We start from the raw sequence: 1,598 nt of genomic DNA, 5'->3' as shown, positions 1-1,598 counted from the left end.
CTAACACTTGCTTCACCGGTATTATCTATAGAATGTTAAGCACGCTAGAGGGTATTCATCCTGATCCAGAAATTGGATTTACTCCTCCTAGGCAAATATTACTTCCAGGAGCACAAAATGAAGCACGTAAGTTCATGTTAGACAGGTTAAAAAACAAGAAAAACAATAAAGAAATTTTTAAGGCTTGGTATGACGTTCAAAATGGTTATGAAGATGATGAAAGTCAAAAAATAGTTGATGATTTTATTTCAGAAGTAAGTATTCCTCTAATGAGAAAATTATTGAGTATTACTTCTCAATATAGTGAACAAATTGTGCTGACGTTAATGAAAAATATTAGCTCTATAAAGTTAAATAAATTACAATGTTGTGAGCTGGTTCAGCACATGAGAAATAAACTGCAGGAGCATGGTTTAGGTGACCAAGAAAGTTTACTCGAAAACATCGGAAAAAAAGTATTCTTAGAGCTATTAAATCGAGATCTACTCGAGACAGATTTTTCTCTCAAGGATTCATCTTTGGATGGAGCTAAAAGAATAGCTAACAAAATAATAATAGGAGAAGTTGAGAAATTTAGGTCAGAAGCTGCTGAAAAGGCTAGGGAAGTTAACTCTATAGAAGTTCAAGTGGATGTTACATTGCGGGGTCTGTCAACCTTGCCGCGAGAAAAGAAGTGTTGCATTGCATATAGCAGACTAAGTGGCCAGTATGAAGGTGATGAGAGAGAGATAATGGAGAACATCTTACTAAAAAAATTAGAGATAACGAAAAAAGAAATGAATAAGATGCTAGAAGAGAATGATATACGTAAACTAAAATTAGCACTTGATGATGCATGTAAGAAAAGTGGAAAAAACATGGAAGAAATGATAAAAGAAGTAGAAGAAGTAGTCTCAAGTCGTTTCTCGCGTGAAGTATCTGTTAGTAATATAGCAACAGAGTCAGCACACTTATAAAAATTTATTTTCCTTACCTTGCAGAAGATTCACAATATTTCTGTGGTGTTTTAGGAAGACCAGTGCTCCTATAATTAGTAATGTTAAGAACAAATTCCTCTGAAAAAAAAAGGACCATGCTACAGCCGTTGAAGTAGCACTGAGTGAAGCAAGGGAAGAGTATCTAAAGGCAAGAAAGACTATTATCCAAATTATTACGAATACTAAAGTAATATCAATGTTAAATGCTATCAGTATCCCTAGAGTGGTTGCAACGCCCTTTCCTCCACTGAATTTTAGCCAAATAGGAAACATGTGTCCTAAAACTGCTAAAATTGCAGATACATATATATAAAAATCGTTATTATCACAAAATTGTTGTGCTATATAAACGGCAATAAATCCCTTGAAGGAATCCAGAAATAATGCCAAAGCAGCAAGAAATTTATTTCCCGTCCTTGCAACGTTTGTAGCACCAATGTTTCCTGAACCTACTTCTCTTAAGTTTATCCCTTTTATTCTTGTAATAATTAAGCTAAACGGTATTGAACCGAGTATGTAGGATAGTGTAAGGACTATAACTAACACAGGTAAAATTTACTGATTAATAATCGCAAAATTTCGTCATCCCGCTGCTTGTTAGCGGGATCTATGCTGAGATAC

At 34.4% G+C, this 1,598-nt stretch carries 1 protein-coding gene and 1 pseudogene; one reads left to right on the top strand and one right to left on the bottom strand.

Annotated elements, in window-relative coordinates; translation table 11 throughout:
• A pseudogene (locus tag OZD63_RS03825) lies at positions 1 to 956 on the top strand (hypothetical protein); the annotation flags it as partial.
• On the opposite strand, the gene plsY reads toward OZD63_RS03825, so the two are convergent.
• The gene (plsY, locus tag OZD63_RS03820; protein WP_007548744.1) at positions 951 to 1,523 is read right to left on the bottom strand and encodes a glycerol-3-phosphate 1-O-acyltransferase PlsY; all 573 of its coding nucleotides are present in this window, start codon (positions 1,521 to 1,523) and stop codon (positions 951 to 953) included. The pseudogene OZD63_RS03825 and the gene plsY overlap by 6 nt on opposite strands.
• Between the last annotated feature and the right edge of the window lie 75 nt (positions 1,524 to 1,598).

Source organism: Wolbachia endosymbiont of Drosophila leontia, assembly GCF_028981785.1.
In the GTDB taxonomy this organism is placed as follows: Bacteria; Pseudomonadota; Alphaproteobacteria; order Rickettsiales; family Anaplasmataceae; genus Wolbachia; species Wolbachia pipientis.
This window is presented reverse-complemented; position numbering and strand designations above follow the sequence as displayed.